The sequence below is a fragment of the Cryobacterium sp. TMT2-15-1 genome (assembly GCF_004402345.1).
In the GTDB taxonomy this organism is placed as follows: domain Bacteria; phylum Actinomycetota; class Actinomycetes; order Actinomycetales; family Microbacteriaceae; genus Cryobacterium; species Cryobacterium sandaracinum.
Window position 1 is genome coordinate 17,475 of the sequence record NZ_SOGD01000034.1, and the last position, 16,344, is coordinate 33,818.

General features: G+C 67.9%; 17 protein-coding genes. 3 read left to right on the forward strand and 14 right to left on the reverse strand.

What is annotated here, in order from left to right; translation table 11 throughout:
- Positions 1-128: 128 nt before the first annotated feature.
- From E3O62_RS09385 to infC, 6 genes are all read right to left on the reverse strand, one after another.
- Entirely contained in the window at positions 129-998 is an 870-nt protein-coding gene (locus tag E3O62_RS09385) for a glutamate ABC transporter substrate-binding protein (protein ID WP_134394597.1), read from the reverse strand.
- A 37-nt stretch (positions 999-1,035) separates the two neighbouring features.
- Positions 1,036-1,824 (reverse strand): amino acid ABC transporter ATP-binding protein, encoded by a 789-nt coding sequence (locus tag E3O62_RS09390; protein WP_104101236.1) that lies wholly within the window; start codon positions 1,822-1,824, stop codon positions 1,036-1,038.
- A gap of 67 nt (positions 1,825-1,891) precedes the next feature.
- Entirely contained in the window at positions 1,892-2,692 is an 801-nt protein-coding gene (locus E3O62_RS09395; protein ID WP_134394598.1) for an RNA methyltransferase, read from the reverse strand.
- Between the two features lie 152 nt (positions 2,693-2,844).
- Positions 2,845-3,231 carry a 50S ribosomal protein L20 gene (gene rplT, locus E3O62_RS09400; protein ID WP_134398328.1) on the reverse strand — a complete coding sequence of 129 codons (387 nt, stop codon included), beginning with the start codon at positions 3,229-3,231 and terminating at the stop codon, positions 2,845-2,847.
- Between the two features lie 27 nt (positions 3,232-3,258).
- Positions 3,259-3,453: a 50S ribosomal protein L35 gene (gene rpmI, locus E3O62_RS09405; RefSeq protein ID WP_104101228.1), complete on the reverse strand. Its 195-nt coding sequence runs from the start codon at positions 3,451-3,453 to the stop codon at positions 3,259-3,261.
- A complete protein-coding gene (infC, locus tag E3O62_RS09410) occupies positions 3,446-4,072 on the reverse strand; it encodes a translation initiation factor IF-3 (RefSeq protein ID WP_104101226.1) in 627 nt (208 codons plus the stop codon). The genes rpmI and infC overlap by 8 nt, the downstream gene beginning before the upstream one ends.
- A 286-nt stretch (positions 4,073-4,358) precedes the next feature.
- Here infC and E3O62_RS09415 point away from each other — a divergent pair, with 286 nt between their 5' ends.
- Positions 4,359-4,706, forward strand: a complete 348-nt coding sequence (locus E3O62_RS09415) for a DUF1844 domain-containing protein (protein WP_134394600.1) — start codon at positions 4,359-4,361, stop codon at positions 4,704-4,706.
- A 25-nt stretch (positions 4,707-4,731) separates the two neighbouring features.
- Entirely contained in the window at positions 4,732-5,001 is a 270-nt protein-coding gene (locus E3O62_RS09420; RefSeq protein WP_134394602.1) for a hypothetical protein, read from the forward strand.
- A 223-nt stretch (positions 5,002-5,224) separates the two neighbouring features.
- Here E3O62_RS09420 and E3O62_RS09425 read toward each other — a convergent pair whose 3' ends face one another.
- From E3O62_RS09425 to E3O62_RS09460, 8 genes are all read right to left on the reverse strand, one after another.
- A complete protein-coding gene (locus tag E3O62_RS09425; protein ID WP_134398329.1) occupies positions 5,225-6,004 on the reverse strand; it encodes a DNA-formamidopyrimidine glycosylase family protein in 780 nt (259 codons plus the stop codon).
- The gene (locus E3O62_RS09430; protein ID WP_134398330.1) at positions 5,997-10,712 is read right to left on the reverse strand and encodes an ATP-dependent helicase; all 4,716 of its coding nucleotides are present in this window, start codon (positions 10,710-10,712) and stop codon (positions 5,997-5,999) included. Before E3O62_RS09430 ends, E3O62_RS09425 begins: the two co-directional genes overlap by 8 nt.
- A 191-nt stretch (positions 10,713-10,903) precedes the next feature.
- Positions 10,904-11,704, reverse strand: a complete 801-nt coding sequence (locus tag E3O62_RS09435; protein WP_134394608.1) for an SseB family protein — start codon at positions 11,702-11,704, stop codon at positions 10,904-10,906.
- Complete coding sequence (gene priA / locus E3O62_RS09440; protein WP_134394610.1) at positions 11,688-12,434, reverse strand: bifunctional 1-(5-phosphoribosyl)-5-((5-phosphoribosylamino)methylideneamino)imidazole-4-carboxamide isomerase/phosphoribosylanthranilate isomerase PriA; 747 nt, start codon at positions 12,432-12,434, stop codon at positions 11,688-11,690. Before priA ends, E3O62_RS09435 begins: the two co-directional genes overlap by 17 nt.
- A 57-nt stretch (positions 12,435-12,491) precedes the next feature.
- On the reverse strand, positions 12,492-13,124 hold the full coding sequence (gene hisH, locus E3O62_RS09445) for an imidazole glycerol phosphate synthase subunit HisH (protein WP_134394612.1): 633 nt from the start codon (positions 13,122-13,124) through the stop codon (positions 12,492-12,494).
- A complete protein-coding gene (gene hisB, locus E3O62_RS09450; protein WP_134398331.1) occupies positions 13,121-13,744 on the reverse strand; it encodes an imidazoleglycerol-phosphate dehydratase HisB in 624 nt (207 codons plus the stop codon). The genes hisH and hisB overlap by 4 nt, the downstream gene beginning before the upstream one ends.
- Positions 13,745-13,770: 26 nt before the next feature.
- The gene (locus E3O62_RS09455; protein ID WP_134394615.1) at positions 13,771-14,859 is read right to left on the reverse strand and encodes a histidinol-phosphate transaminase; all 1,089 of its coding nucleotides are present in this window, start codon (positions 14,857-14,859) and stop codon (positions 13,771-13,773) included.
- A 40-nt stretch (positions 14,860-14,899) separates the two neighbouring features.
- On the reverse strand, positions 14,900-15,256 hold the full coding sequence (locus E3O62_RS09460; RefSeq protein WP_134394617.1) for a LysM peptidoglycan-binding domain-containing protein: 357 nt from the start codon (positions 15,254-15,256) through the stop codon (positions 14,900-14,902).
- Between the two features lie 283 nt (positions 15,257-15,539).
- Between E3O62_RS09460 and lexA the strand changes: the two genes are divergently transcribed.
- A complete protein-coding gene (gene lexA / locus E3O62_RS09465; RefSeq protein WP_104101199.1) occupies positions 15,540-16,244 on the forward strand; it encodes a transcriptional repressor LexA in 705 nt (234 codons plus the stop codon).
- The last annotated feature ends 100 nt before the right edge of the window (positions 16,245-16,344 follow it).

Sequence of the window (16,344 nt, forward strand, 5' to 3'; positions counted from 1 at the left end):
ACCTCCTCTTCTGTAGTGACTATCTGAATGTCGTGCGGGTGGGTCGTGCGGGTGCCCGGGGAAAGGTGCTGGTCGAGGCGGCCGCGTGCGGCGCGGCCGCCCCGATCAGCAGGTGCTGCTTTCGGCGACTAGTACCGGTCGACTGCCGGCGGGGTCGGGGTCTCGAGCACGGTACCGGCGGTCGCTTCCCAGGCTTCGGCCCACGTGCCATCCTCGTACGCCTCATCGAGCACATCGTTGATGAAGGTGCGGAATTCGGTGTCGTCCTTCTTCAGGCCGATGCCGTAGGGCTCCTTGGTGAAGGGGTTGTCGACAACCTCGAACTCACCGGCGTTCTGGTCGGCGAGGCCGGCCAGGATGACGTTGTCCGTGGTCACGGCGACAACCTCGCCGCTGCGGAGCGGGCCCAAGCAGTTGGAGTACGTGTCGGTCGCGATCACGTTGTCCGTGTACGCGGCGATGTTCTTCTCCGACGTCGAGCCGCTTACGGTGCAGACGGGCTTGCCGGCGAGATCTTCCGGGCCGGTGATCTTGTCGGGGTTGCCGGCGAGCACAAGCAGGTCCTGGCCGGCCTGGTAGTACGGTCCGGCGAAGTCGACGACCTCCTTGCGGGTGTCGTTGATCGTGTAGGTCGCGACGACGAGGTCAACCTGGCCGTTCTGGAGGAAGGGCTCGCGGTTGGCCGAGACGGTCTCGGTCCACTTGATCTTGTCGGCGGGGATGCCGAGTTTCGCGGCGATGAGCTTGCCGATCTCGACGTCGAAGCCGACCGGGTTGTTGTCCGGGCCTTTGAGGCCGAACAGCGGCTGGTCGAACTTGGTGCCGATGGTGATCGTCCCGGCCTCGTTCAATGCGGCCATGGCGGTGCCGGCTTCGAACTCGACCGTTTCCTCGACCGGTGCGGCCTCGGGCGTCTGGGCGGAATCGGTACATCCGCTCAACGTGAGAACGCTCGCGAGGGCAATGGCCGAAATCATTAGACCTTTACTGAGTCTCATGGGTATCTCCTGATTGCTGTGTCGTCCTGCACACCGGTTAGTGGGCAAGTATTTTGGAGAGGAAGTCCTTCGCTCTCGAGCTCTGGGGGTTGGTGAAGAACTGCTCGGGCGTGGTCTCCTCGACGATCTCGCCCTCGGCCATGAAGATGACCCGGTCGGCGGCGCGGCGGGCGAAGCCCATCTCATGCGTGACGACGATCATGGTCATGCCGTCGTTGGCCAGGTTGATCATGACTTCGAGCACCTCGTTGATCATCTCGGGGTCGAGCGCACTGGTGGGCTCGTCGAGCAGGATGACCTTCGGGTCCATGGCGAGGGCCCGTGCGATCGCGACCCGCTGCTGCTGTCCACCGGAAAGCTGGGCAGGCATCTTCTTGGCTTGGTTGGCCACACCGACGCGCTCGAGGAGGACCATGGCCTTTTTCTCGGCCTCGGCCTTCGACAGGCCGCGCACCTTGATCGGTCCGAGGGTGACGTTCTCAAGGACGGTTTTGTGGGCAAAGAGGTTGAACGCTTGGAACACCATTCCGACGTCCGCGCGCAGCTTGGCCAGCGCCTTGCCCTCGGCCGGCAGCTTGACGCCGTCGATCGTGATGACGCCCGCGTCGATGGTCTCAAGCCGGTTGATGGCTCGGCAGAGGGTGGACTTGCCTGAGCCACTCGGCCCGATCACCACCACGACCTCGCCACGGTTCACCACGGCGTTGATCTTCTTCAGCACGTGAAGGTCACCGTAGTGCTTGTCCACGTCGCTGATCACGACGAGAGGCTCACCGCGCAACACCGTGATGTTGGACGTCGCCGGCGCAGATTCTGTAGGCTCCATGTCCCAAACCTAGGCTAGAACAGGGTCTCAGAGAACCACCAAGCCGGTGGTTACCGAGCTGTGATGATCAGCTGCGCTGCGCAAACGCGCTTTCATACAGGCAAACACTGGCGGCCGTCGCCAGGTTCATCGATTCGGCGTGACCGTAGATGGGAACGGAAATGGACCGGTCGACCACGGCGAGATCTTCGTCGGTCAGTCCACGGGCTTCGTTGCCGAACAGCCACGCCGTCGGCGCGACCAGAAGCCCCTCGGTGCGGGCAGCGAGCAAATCGGTGCCCTTGACGTCGGCGGCGAAGATCTGCAGGCCCGCGAACCGGGCCCGTTCGCGCACGTCGGAGAGCGTCGCGCTGACGGCGACGGGGAGGTGGAAGATCGAGCCGGTCGAGGAGCGCACGACCTTCGGGTTGTACAGGTCCACGCTGCGGCCGGTGAGGATCACGGCGTCGGCGCCGGCGGCATCCGCGGCACGGATGATGGTGCCGGCGTTTCCGGGGTCGCGCACCTCTTCGAGGATGGCGATGAGCTTGGGCTCGTTGGCGAAGATGTCCTTGACCGAGGTGGGGAACTGACGGCACACCGCGATGAAACCCTGCGGCGTGACCGTGTCGGCCATCGTTTCGAGCACCTGCTCGGTGACGAATTCGAGCTCGGTGCCCACCTCTTGGGCGACCTGGGCGATCTCGGGGTGCCGCTCGAGGGCGGTGGGGGTCACGAAGAGCTCCACAACGAGCTCGGGCCGGAAGTTGAGGGCCTCGGAGACCGACTGGGGGCCTTCCAGGAGGAACAGCCCCGTCTCGGAGCGAGCGGCTCGATTCGCCAGTTTCGCGACAGCCCGCACGCGCGGAGAACGGGGATTATCTAACATGCCTCCAGCTTACTTGCCGGGGCGGGGCGGCTGTGTTCCCGCTCGGGGTGCACACGGTGACCCCGCGAACCGGCCCCGGGCACGCAAAACGGGAGCGGGCGCGGGGCCCGCTCCCGTGAAGAGTGCGTGATGGTGCTGGTGCCGGCTGAACGCTACGCGGCGATCCGGGGTGCCGACGTGTCGGCGGGCAGTGCTGCCTTGGCGCTCTCGACGATGGCCGCGAACGTGGCGGGCTCGTTGACGGCCAGCTCGGCCAGGATGCGACGGTCGACCTGGATGCCGGCCAGGGCGAGACCCTGGATCAGACGGTTGTAGGTCAGGCCGTTCGCGCGGGACGCAGCGTTAATCCGCTGGATCCACAGGCGACGGAAGTCACCCTTGCGTGCACGACGGTCACGGTAGCTATAGGTAAAGGAGTGAGTGAGCTGCTCCTTGGCCTTGGTGACCAGACGCGAGCGCTGACCGCGGTAACCCTTGGCGCGCTCGAGAATAACGCGACGGCTCTTATGGGCGTTTACGGCCCTCTTGACTCTTGCCATTTTCTTAGTTCCTTACGGGGTACGGGTCTAGCGACCGAGAAGCTTCTTGATGACCTTGGTGTCGGCCTTGGCCAGCACCTGGTCGTGGTTGAGGCGGGACTTGCGCTGGGTGCTCTTGACCTCGAGGTTGTGGCGCAGGCCGGCCTGCTGCTTCATGATCTTGCCGGAGCCGGTGACCTTGAAGCGTTTCTTCGTCCCGGAGTGGGTCTTCATCTTAGGCATCTTTTTCCTCCAGTTTCGCTGCCTTATCAGCAACTTTGTCAGCCTTGTCGGCAACCTTTTCTGCCCGATCGGCAGCCTTGTGTGCGTTGATCTCGGCCTTGGCTTCCGCTTTGTTCTTCAGCGGGCCAACGACCATGACCATGTTTCGACCGTCGATGGTCGGGCTCGATTCCACGGAACCGAACTCGGCGACATCCTCGGCAAATTTTTGGAGCAGACGTACGCCCTGGTCGGGACGGGACTGTTCACGGCCACGGAACAGAATCATGGCCTTGACCTTGTCACCGGCCTTCAGGAAGCCCTCGGCGCGCTTGCGCTTGGTCTCGTAGTCGTGCTTATCAATCTTGAGACGGAAACGAACCTCTTTCAGGATCGTGTTCGCCTGGTTGCGCCGGGCCTCCTTGGCCTTCTGCGCAGCCTCGTACTTGAACTTGCCGTAGTCCATGATCTTGGCAACGGGCGGCTTCGAGGTCGGTGCAACCTCGACGAGGTCAAGATCGGCCTCCTGTGCAAGGCGCAGCGCAACATCAATGGCCACGACCCCTACCTGCTCGCCGTTAGGACCAACGAGACGGACTTCGGGGACGCGGATACGGTCATTTGTACGGGGATCGCTGATGCGTCTCTCCTCTTCTCATGCATCGTGGCTACAGCCAGGAGACGGATGTCGCCCGGAGACGAAGAGAGGAAAACCGCGTCTGGATTGTCGGAGAAAACTGCCCGAACATCACAGACGACACCCTGTCTACCCTCGTGGAGCGGATTCCTGTCGGAGTCCAGCGCCGCGAAGGCGGAGTGCAACTACCCGGTAACCTTGATGAAGCGGTATGCGCGGGTGGGAGATTATCCACTTTCGTACCGAGACTTGCATCTCGGAGCCCAGTCGAGTCTAACAGAGGAATGCAGTGACCAACAGCAATGAGCAGGATGCAGCCCAGGCAACACGCGATATCGCCGACGTGCCGGCCGTGGAGATCATCACGACGGCATCCGTTCACCTGATGAGCGCCGCCGCGGTCAAGGTGGGCTTGGCCGACGACCCGAAGAACCAGACCGACCTCGACGAGGCACGCAAGCTGATCACGGCCCTCGCCGGCCTGATCACCGCCGCGGCCCCCGACATCGCCGACATGCACGCGCGCAGCCTGCGCGACGGTCTGCGGTCGCTGCAGCTGGCGTTCCGAGAGGCCTCGGCCATCCCCGACGCGATCGGCCAGGGTCCGGGCGAAAAGTTCACCGGGCCGGTCAACTAGCGCGAACGGCTGCGGGGGGATCGCCATGGATCTGAGACTGCTGTTTCCGTTTCGAAAGGATGCCGGTGTCGCGCAACGGGCCACACCGGCCCGTCGGCGATTCATGTGGGGCGTGATGGTGCCCTATGCGATCACGCTTGTTCTCACCTGGATAGACGTGATCCCCCGGTGGGTGCTGTGGCCGCTTCTCGTGGCCGTCTTTCTGCTGGTCACGGTGCTCAGCAACGTCTGGGCAGGCCAGGACGCCCTCGCGGCGTTGGACGAGGACGACGTCGGCGACAACCCGATGCCGTAGGGCGTGTCCCGGCACCGTGTCCTGGCCGGGCGCAGCGAGTGGTGGGTACCCGGATCGCACGACCGCTGCTGCGCGTCCGCCGGACGTCGTGGCTAACTCAGGAGATCCGTCCGGTTACGCCGGGCATCGGCGCCGGTTCCGCACTGGTCCGCGGCGGCCGGTGACCGATGACGACGGATGTCCTGAGTTGGCCACGTCCACGGTCGTTCGGACACACACGCCCCTAGGTCTGGCAGCGCGGGCACCAGTAGGTGACCCGCAGTTCGAGCTCGGTGCGGCCGAGCCGGCCCTGCTCGACCGCGGTACCGCAGCGCCGGCAGGGCTGGCCGGCGCGGCCGTAGACCCAGCTCTGCATGCCGCGCCGGGCATTGCCGGTCGTGATCCGCTCCGTGCGGTCACGGTTCGCCAGGATCAGGCGGCGAGCGAGAGCGACGAGACCCGGGACATCCGTCACCTCGGCCACCGGCCGGGTCGGCAGCAGGCCGCGAAGGAAGCCCAGTTCGTTCACGTAAACGTTGCCGAGCCCGGCAAGGTTGCCCTGGTCGGCGAGCGCGACGGCGATGGGTTGCGCGGGGCGTGATTGGAGGCGGCGCACGGCTTCGGCCGCATCCCAGTCGGGGCCGAGCAGGTCAGGCCCGAGGTTGTCGAGCAGGGCGGCCTCCTGATTGAGCGGCACCACCTCGAGCAGCCCGAGTTCGAAGCCCACAGCCACCCAGTCCACCGTCTCGAGAACGATGCGCGCCTGGAACGCGGGCCGGCGCCAGGCGCTCCCATGACGGTAGAGGTGCCACGACCCCTCCATTTTCAGGTGAGAGTGGATGCTGGCCTCCCCCACGCGCATCAGCAGGTGCTTCCCGCGACTGAGAACCTCGTGCACGGTCTGCCCGGTCAGGTCGACGGTGGCGAACGCCGGCACCCGCACGTCGCAGCGGGTGAGCCGGGCGCCGTGCAGGGCCTGGTCGAGGTTCCACGCGGTGCGGTAGACGGTGTCACCCTCAGGCATGCAGCTTCACTCCCCGCGGCGTGACGCCGAATCCGGCCGCGAGCAGGGCGGTGCCCACCGCTGTTCCGATCACGAACACGCCGTTGACGGTCTCCACGCCGAGCTTCGGAACCCGCCCCGCGGTGACCGTGCCGGCAAGGGTCGCGGCGGCGAGGGTCAGGACCGCAGTCGGTTCGAAATGTTCGACGGCGGGTTCACGGTTCCCGTCGGCACCGTTCCCGGCCGCTCCGTTCCCGGCCCCTCCGTTCCCGGCCCCTCCGTCGAACGCGAGCACGGTCTTGCCGCCGCGTTCGACGTAGAGCACCAGGGCCCCATCGACGAGCACGACCAGCGCGCCGGCCTTCCGTCCGGGGCGGTGCCCGGTGCCCTCGGGCAGCGGAGGCCAGGGCAACACGGAGCCGTAGGGGTTGGCCGGGTCGGTAGCGGCGAGGGTGATCGCCTCCGGTTTCGGATGCTGTGCCTCGGCGACGTAGGAGCGCAGCCGGTCGATCGTGCCGACCGTGGCGAACTGGGCGGCCCCGAGACCCTCGATGAAGTAGCCGCGCCGGCACCGCCCCATCTCCTCGAAGCCGCTGAGGGTGCGGTAGACGAGGGCGAAGCCGCCCGTCACGCCCTCCCCCATCACCGCGCCCCGGGTGACGATGCCGTAGCGTTCGAGCAGGGTTTCGCCCAGGGCGTGCGCCCGGCGGGTGGGCGAGTCATCGGCGACCGGAACGATCGACCAGCGCCCGGAGACGGTCGGTGGCCCGGTGCGGGACGGGAGGGTGCCACGCGCGGGGATGCGGCCGCCGTGCAGCCGGGCTCGCGGGGCGGTCCGGCGGGTGCTGTGCGCCGCGCGCCCGCCGGAGAGCAGGGCGCGTACGGGGGCGAAGGTGTCGTTGCCCACCAGTCCAGCCCAGACCAGGTCCCAGAGGGCGGCGGCGAGGCCGGCGTCGTCCTGGCTGCCGACGGCATCCGCGAGTTGACGGAAGAAGAAGGCCCCGCCGCCGGCCAGGGTGGTCAGAATCTCCTGCTGGAGCGCAGTCGTCTCCAGCGGGGTGGGCAGCGGCAGGGTGAGCGGCGCGGTGTCGCGCAGGTGCAGGCTGATCCAGCCGTCATTACCGGCCAGCGTGCCGGCGCCGGCCCAGAGCACCTCGCCCGTGTTGGTGAGCTCGTCGAGCATGCCCGGCCGGTAGTCTGCGACGCGGGAGGGCAGCACAAGCGTCTCCCAGGCGGATGCCGGGATGCGCGCCCCCTCCAACTGTTCGATCACGGATGCGACCCCGTCGATCCCGCGCAGGCGCCCGCCCACATGCTGCCAGGCCGGCAGGAACCGGCCCATTGTGACCTGGTCGACCGGCTCGACCTCGTGCCGGAGCGCGGCCAGGGAGCGGCGGCGGAGGCGCCTCAGCACCTCGGCGTCGCACCACTCGCTGCCGGTGCCGTGCGGCCGGAACTCGCCCTCGAGGAGGCGGCGGGCCCCGGCCAGGCGCCGGAGGGCGACGAGCGCCACGGCCGGGCCGAGCCCGAAGCGCGCGGCCACGTCGGTGAGAGTGAACGGGCCGTGGGTGCGGGCGTACCGGCTGACCAGGTCGCCGAGCGGGTCCGGCACCGGCTCGGTGAACACGGCCGGGACCCCCTGCGGCAGGGGGACGCCGAGGGCGTCGCGAAGCCGGGCGGCGTCTTCGATGGCTGCCCACCACTGCTGCCCGGCGAAACCGACCGGGATGATGCGCCGCGCGTCGAAAAGCACCTGCAGGCCCTCGGTGGCGCCCGGTGACACGGCGGGGTCGAGGCGGGCGGCCACCTCCGCCGTGGTGAGCGGACCGAGGCCGCGGAGCAGGTCCGCGATGCCCTCGACTCCGCGCGCCTTCCGGTCGGCCGGCAGCCGCTGCAGTTCCAGGTCGGTCTGCAGGATCACGGCCGGGTCGAGCAGCTCGCGCAGCTCCACCCGACCGAGCAACTCGGCCAGCAGGCTGGAATCGAGCGAGAGGGCGGTGGCGCGCCGCTCGGCGAGCGGGGAATCTCCCTCGTACATGAACGCGGCCACGTAGCCGAAGAGGAGGGTGCTCGCGAACGGGCTCGCGGCATCCGTCTGGGTCTCGACCAGGCGCAGGGCGCGACTGTCGATGCGGCGGGTGAGGGCCAGGAGGGCGGGCAGATCGTAGACGTCCTGCAGGCACTCGCGCACGGTTTCGAGGATGATCGGGAAGGTCGGGAAGGTGCGGGCCACGTCGAGCAGCTTCGCGGCCTTCTGGCGCTGCTGCCAGAGCGGCGACCGCCGACCCGGGTTGTAGCGCGGGAGCAGCAGGGCCCGCGCGGCGCACTCGCGGAACCGGGCGGCGAACAGGGCCGACCCGCCGACTTCGTCGGTGACCATCTGTTCGAGCTCGGTCGGGTCGAAGACAAAGAGGGAGCTTCCGGGTGGGTCGGACTCGGTGTCGGGGATGCGCACGACGATGCCGTCGTCACTGGCCACGCAGGCCCCGTCGAGCCCGTAGCGCTCCCGCACCCGGGCGCCCACGGCGAGGGCCCAGGGCGCGTGCACCTGCAGGCCGAACGGGGAGTGCAGCACCACCCGCCAGTCGCCGAGCTCGTCTCGGAACCGCTCGACGAGGAGGGTGCGGTCGGTCGGGACCTGACCGGTCGCGGCGCGCTGCTCGGCGAGGAAGGCCAGGAGGTTGTCGACGGCGCGCTCGTCGAGGCCGCCGGCCCGGCAGCGCACCCGGGCCTCCGGGTCGGGGAGCGCCGAGACCTCGCGCAGGAACGCGCCGATCGCCTCACCGAGCTCGGCGGGCCGGCCGAGGCCGTCGCCCTTCCAGAACGGCAGCCGCCCCGGTTCACCGAAGGCGGGCAGCACGAGCACCCGGTCGTGGGTGATCTCCTGGATACGCCAGCTCGTCGTGCCGAGGGCGAAGACATCGCCGACCCGGGACTCGTAGACCATCTCCTCGTCGAGCTCCCCCACCCGGCGGCCGGTGGCCTGGTCGCCGCCGACCATGAAGACGCCGAACAGGCCGCGGTCGGGGATCGTGCCGCCACTGGTCACCGCGAGCCGTTGCGCGCCCGGGCGCCCGGTGAGGATGCCCGTCTCCCGGTCCCAGACGATGCGGGGGCGCAGCTCGGCGAACTGGTCGGAGGGATACCGGCCGGCAAGCAGGTCGAGGGTGGCCTCGTAGGCCGACCGCGGGAGGGCGTGGAAGGGGGCGCTGCGGCGCACGGTGTCGAACCACTCCTCCGCGTGGATGGGTTCAAGGGCGGTCGCCGCCACGGTCTGCTGGGCGAGGATGTCGAGCGGGTTGGACGGCACCTGCAGTGATTCGATCAGTCCGGCGGCCATGCGCTCGGCGGCAACGGCCGCATGGATGAGATCGGCCCGGTGCTTGGGGAAGATCACGCCCCGGGAGACCTCCCCCACCTGGTGCCCGGCCCGGCCGATCCGCTGCAGCCCGCTGGCCACGGACGGCGGCGATTCCACCTGCACGACCAGGTCGACGGCGCCCATGTCGATGCCGAGTTCGAGGCTGGACGTCGCCACCACGCAGCGCAGCCGCCCGGCTTTGAGGTCGTCTTCGATCAGTGCGCGCTGCTCCTTGCTGACGGAGCCGTGGTGCGCGCGGGCAAGCAGCGGCTCGGCCCCGGCGCTCTGGCCGCTGGCGCCCATGAGCGCGGCCGGCGGGCCGGGTGCCGCAGTGCCGACGGGCACGAGGGCAGGCATCCGCTCGGTCATCACGGCCGGCATCGCGGGCATGGGCTCGTCCTCGAGGCGTTGGGCGTAGATCTCGTTGAAGCGCGCGGTCAGCCGTTCGGCCAGCCGGCGGGAGTTGGCGAACACGATCGAGGAGGTGTGCGCCAGCACCTCGTCGACGATTGCCTCTTCCACATGCGGCCAGATGGACCCGGTCTGTGGGGCGGCGGCGGCCGTCGAACCCTCCCGCACCGGTGCCGGGCCGACCTGGCTCATGTCGTCGACGGGAACGACCACGCTGAGGTCGAATCGTTTGGTCGACACCGGTGCGACGATCTCTACCGGTGCGGAACCTCCGAGGAACCGGGCGACCTCGGCGGCCGGTCGCACGGTAGCCGACAGTCCGATTCGCTGGGCCGGGCGGGCGAGCAGGTCGTCGAGCCGTTCCAGTGAGACGGCCAGGTGCGCGCCGCGCTTGCTCGCCGCGACCGCGTGCACCTCGTCGATGATGACCGTGTCCACGGCGCGCAGCGATTCCCGCGCCGCCGAGGTGAGCATGAGGAACAGCGATTCTGGCGTGGTGATCAGGATGTCCGGCGGCGTTTTGACCAGGCTTCGGCGTTCCGTGGCCGGGGTGTCCCCCGACCGCACGCCGACGGTCACCCGGGGCGGGGCGAACCCGAGGCGCTCGGCAGCCTGGACGATGCCCACCAGCGGGGCCCGCAGGTTGCGTTCCACGTCGACGCCCAGCGCCTTGAGCGGCGAGATGTAGAGCACGCGGGTTCCCGGCGCGGTGAACCGGTCAGGACGCGCCGAGGCTTCCGAGACATCTGCGGCCTCTACAGTATCCGCGGCCAGGCGGTCGATGGCCCAGAGGAACGCGGCGAGGGTCTTACCTGATCCGGTGGGGGCCACCACCAGCGCGTGTGAGCCCCGAGAGATGGCGTCCCACGCCCCGAGCTGGGCCTCGGTGGGTGCGGCGAAGGCCTGCGCGAACCAGGCGCGGGTGGCCGGGGTGAATCGGTGCAGAACCTCGTTCATACGACTATCCTCGTCGATCCGCCTGAGCCGGGCCACTCGAACCAATTCGACGGAGATTATGAATCTAAACCGGGGTTTCCCGGACATCCAGAACCGATTTGGCCACAATCTCCGTCGTATTCGTTCGTGGCGGACGCGGGGGCGGAGCGCGGAACGCGGGACCCGGAACCGCCGACGATGGAAGAGACCGCCTAGGCGGAGGGCAGCAGCTGCACGGTGAGGGAGTCCACCTGGGTGGCGATGACGTCGCTCGATGACCAGCGGGCCGCGAGCCGGGCGAGGGTCGCGTCGAGCTCGGTGCGGGTCAGGCCGTCCATGAGCTCGAGACGTACAATCAGTTCCGGTCCGGCGAGGCGGGCGGCCGGGTCGCCGGGGGCCAGTTCAACCCCGAGCACACTCAGTTCGGTGGCCACGGAGTCGGCGAAGGCGTCCGCGACGTCGCGACTGGCATAGCTGGGGGTCCAGGGCAGGGACTGGGCGATGGCCCACAGGGCCGGGCGCCGCACCACGAACTCGGTGGGCGCGGTCGGATCGAGCACGACCAGATCGGTGTTCTCCTGAGCCGCGGCCAGCGCGACGCGCACGCCGTCGGCCGGGACCGGCCGGGCCTGCGTGTTCCACGCCGTCATCGCAGCGACCGAGGTGAACACGGGAAGCACCGTGCGTCCGTCGGGCCCGGCCACGGTGATGATCGACAGTTCCTGGGTCTTGTCGACGCGGAGGCCGGCCTCGGTGGTGCCCGATTGGCCGAGTTCGGTCACCAGGGGAACGAGCAGCCGCGAGCCACGGATGGCGTCGACCACCGTCTCTTCGCCGGCCTCCCGAGCCTGGAAGCGGCGCACGGCCGCCAGGAGCGGCTCGGGCGCGAGCCCGTCGTCGTCGCTGTGCATGTTGGGCTCAAACTGTCGTCCCTCCCACGGCTGCCCGGCGGAGTCTCCCCCTCCGGGTCCGCCGGGAAGGCCGGTGGAGCCGAGGTTACGCGCCCGCGACATCCAGCGCCTCGCCCAGGGTGAACGCCCCCGCGTAGAGGGCTTTTCCGACGATCGCGCCCTCGAGTCCGAGCGGCACGAGTTCGCGCAATGCGCGGAGGTCGTCGAGGCTGGAGATGCCGCCGGAGGCGACGACCGGTCGATCGGTGCGCTCCATCATCTGGCGGAGCAGGTCGATGTTGGGGCCTTGCAGTGTGCCATCCTTGGTCACATCGGTGACGACGTAGCGCGAGCAGCCAGCCTCCTCGAGACGGGCGAGCACCTCCCAGAGGTCCCCTCCCTCCCTGGTCCAGCCGCGGGCGGCGAGGGTGGTTCCGCGCACGTCGAGCCCGACGGCGACGGCGTCCCCGTGCCGGGCGATGACCTGCGCCGCCCACTCCGGGTTCTCCAGTGCCGCGGTGCCCAGGTTGATCCGGCTGACGCCCGCGTTCAGGGCCGCGTCCAGCGACGCGTCGTCGCGGATCCCGCCGGAGAGCTCGATCTTCACACCCGTGACCTCGCGGATCACGGTGCGGATGACATCCGTGTTGTTGCCGCGACCGAAGGCCGCGTCGAGGTCGACGAGGTGGATCCACTCGGCGCCCTGGCGGGCCCAGTCAAGTGCCGCGTCGACGGGGTCGCCGTAGTTGGTCTCGGTGCCGGCTTCGCCCTGGGTCAAGCGAACGGCCTTGCCGTCGGCCACATCCACGGCGGGCAGCAGAACGAGACGGAGGGAAGGGGTATTCACAGTCATGGGTGTCCTCGGTTGGGAGTGGTCGCGGCGACCAGGTCAGTCAGGGAAAAGTCACGGTCAGTTCTTGACGGTGCCGAGCCAGTTATGGAGCAGACGGATGCCTGCCTCACCGGATTTCTCCGGGTGGAACTGGGTGGCGGTAAGCGGTCCGTTCTCGATGGCGGCCAGGAAAGGTTGTCCGTGCTCGGACCAGGTGAGAATCGGCTTCGGGAACGGCGGCATGACGTCGAGGGACCATTCCTGGGCGGCGTAGGAGTGCACGAAGTAGAAGCGCTCCTGCTCAAGGCCATGGAACAGCATCGAGCCCTCCCCCGGCGTGACCGTGTCCCAGCCCATGTGCGGCAGCACCGGCGCCGTCAGCTGCGTCACGGTGCCGGGCCACTCGCCCAGCCCCTCCGTGTCCACGCCGCGTTCGACGCCGTGCTCGAACATGATCTGCATACCCACGCAGATGCCCAGCACCGGGCGTCCGCCCGCGATCCGGCGGTCGATGATCTCGTCGCCGTGCACCGCCTTCAGGGCCTGCATGACGGCGCTGAACGCGCCCACGCCGGGCACGACGAGCCCGTCGGCCTCAAGCGCCTGACGGCGGTCGCTGGTCAGCGTCACCTCGGCCCCGGCAAGTTCGAGTGCCTTGACGGCGGAGTGCACATTTCCGGTGCCGTAGTCGAAGACAACGACGCTGGTCACAGCGCACCCTTGGTCGAGGGCACGCCGGACACCAGGGGGTCGAGCGCCTTCGCCTGGCGGAACGCTCGGGCAAAGGCCTTGAATTCGGCTTCGGCGATGTGGTGGGGGTCGCGGCCGCCCTGCACGGTGACGTGCACCGTGAGGCCACCGTTGAAGGCGATAGCCTCAAATACGTGGCGCACCATGGAGCCGGTGAAGTGGCCGCCGATCAGGTGGAACTCGAAACCGGCCGGCTCGCCTTGGTGCACGAGGTAGGGGCGCCCGGAAATGTCGACGACGGCCTGCACGAGGGCCTCGTCGAGCGGCACGAGGGCGTCACCGTAGCGGGAGATGCCGGATTTGTCCCCGAGAGCCTGCTTGATCGCTTGGCCGAGCAGGATACCGACGTCCTCGACCGTGTGGTGCACATCGATCTCGATATCACCGCGGGCGCGCACGGTGAGGTCGGTCAACGAGTGTTTCGCGAAGGCCGTGAGCAGGTGATCGAAGAACGGGACCGACGTCTGGATGTCCGACTCACCGGTGCCGTCGAGATTGAGCGACAGATCGATGCTCGACTCGCTGGTCTCGCGCTGCAGGTGGGCGAAACGGGGCGAGGTGGTCGCGAAAGAGAAGCTCATACGGCTAGTTTATTGGCCCGAGCCGTTCACGGCCGCCCAAGCGCCTCGAGAGCGTCGAGGAACGCCGTCGTCTCGGACTCGGTGCCGGCGCTGACCCGCAGGTGGCCCGGGATTCCGACGTCGCGCACGAGGATGCCTTCCGCCAGCAGCGCCTCGAAGGTGGCCCGAGGGTCCTCGACGCCGCCGAACAACACGAAGTTGCTCGCACTGCGCAGCGGAGAGTAGCCAAGCCGGGCCAGTTCGCTCACGATGCGGTCCCGCTGCCCGCGGATGTCGTCGACCATGGCGAGCATCGCGGGCGTGTGGACGAGGGCGGCGACCGCGGCAGCCTGGGTGAGCGCGGACAGGTGGTAGGGCAGACGAACCAGGCGGAGGGCATCCGTCACGGCGGGATCGGCGGCCAGATAGCCGACGCGCACACCCGCGAAGGCGAACGCCTTGCTCATGGTGCGGGACACCAGCAGGCGCTCCCGGCCGGGCAGCAGGCTCAGGGCGGTCGGCGCGTCATCCGTCCCGAACTCGGCGTATGCCTCGTCGACGACGACGATGCCGTCGGTCGCGTCGTAGACGGCCGCGATCGTCTCCAGGGACAGGGGCGTGCCGGTGGGGTTGTTCGGCGAGCAGAGGAAGACGAGGTCAGGGGCAACCCGGTCGACCCACTCCACCGCCGTTGCCGGGGAGAGTTCGAACTCGGCGTCACGACCGCCCGCGATCCAGCGGGTACCGGTGCCGGAGGCGAGCAAAGGGTACATGGAGTAGGTCGGTGCGAAGCCGAGAACGGACCGACCCGGGCCGCCGAAGGCCTGCAGCACTTGCTGAAGAACCTCGTTGGATCCGTTGGCGGCCCAGATGTTCTTTCGAGTGAGGCCGTGACCGAGATAACGGGCGAGGGAATCCCGCAGCTCGGTGAACTCCCGATCGGGGTATCGGTTCACGGTCGTGACCGCCACGGCCAACGCCGCCACGATGTCCTGCGCCACCTCAGCCGGGATGCCGTGGGTGTTCTCATTCACGTTGAGAGCCACCGGCACGTGCAACTGCGGCGCCCCGTAGGGGGTGAGTCCGCGCAGATTATCGCGAAGGGGCAGATCGTTGAGACTGGTCACTCCCCCCATGTTACCGGGGTGAGACCGGCGGGGACTCGTTGCGGGTAGTTCACAGGTCGTTCGGAAGCGCCAGCCGCTGACCGGGCTGCACGCTGTCGGACGGCAGCTGGTTGAGGCTCACAATCTCGGCGATCACCTCGCGCGGATCGGCCGTGGGCGCAATTGTCTCGGCAAGTTGCCAGAGCGACTGCCCCGACTTGATGGTGACGTAGTCGAAGGCCGTGGCCACGCGACCGACGGTCGAGTTCTCGGCGGCGGCAATGCCTCCGTTGAGGGCGACGGCCAGAGCCACGGCCACGAGCGGAAAGGCAGCCAGGCACGTGAAAACGACGCGACCGCGCCGGGTGAGTCGGAGCCGGGTGCGTCCGGTCGTGATGGGGACGCCTCGTTCAAGTGCAGTGCTCATGTCATACCTCCTGTGAGAAGCTACATCCGACTCTCGGCCGGGAGAGCCGGATACGAACTTATGTTCCGAATGTATATTCGATTATTCGAACAATCAAGCTTTTTTCGGTAGTTTCTGAAATATTCATCCCGACCCACTCGAATACATGTTTGTTTAATGGCCTCAACGCGGATACAGTTTCGATTGTTGATTGACACTCAATCAGGCACCCCCGACATTCGCGTGAATCGGCGGCATTCGATGCGTGCCGCCAGCGCATCAATCACAACGAGGAGCGACGAACGTGGCACAGAACACCAGCGGTCCCCGCGACAAGGGCGGCACCAGACGGCGCAAGAGCCTCAGCGAGAAGCAGCTCGCCATCCTTGACGTCATCCAACGCTCGGTCAGCCAACGCGGCTATCCGCCGAGCATGCGGGAGATCGGCGACGCCGTCGGCCTGTCGTCACTGTCGAGCGTCACCCACCAGCTCAACCAGTTGGAACTGAGCGGTTACCTCCGCCGTGACCCGAACCGCCCCCGAGCGCTGGAGGTGCTCATCGAGATTCCGCAGTCGCCCGAAGACACGACGGCCGGAGCCTCGGAAAGTTTCCACACCGGAGTGCAGGTCGGCGACGCCGCCATGGTTCCGCTCGTCGGTCGCATCGCCGCCGGCATCCCGATCACCGCCGAACAGCAGATCGACGAGATTTTCCCGCTGCCCCGCCAGCTGGTGGGGAAGGGCGACCTGTTTATGCTCAAGGTGTCGGGCGAATCGATGATCGACGCCGCCATCATGGACGGCGACTGGGTCGTCGTGCGGCAGCAGAAGACCGCCGAAAACGGTGAAATCGTTGCTGCCATGCTCGACAACGAGGCAACCGTCAAGGTCTTCCGCCAGCGCGACGGGCACACCTGGCTACTGCCCCGCAACACCAACTTCGAACCCATCGTCGGCGATCACGCCGAGATTCTGGGGAAGGTTGTGGCCGTGCTGCGGTCGGTTTAGGGCAACAGCACTGAAGTTCATTAGCACTTCAGGCCGACTCTTGATCTCGCCGGTTTCGACCAACGTCGTGGTGACGCGCGTGTGTTGAGTCACCATGGTT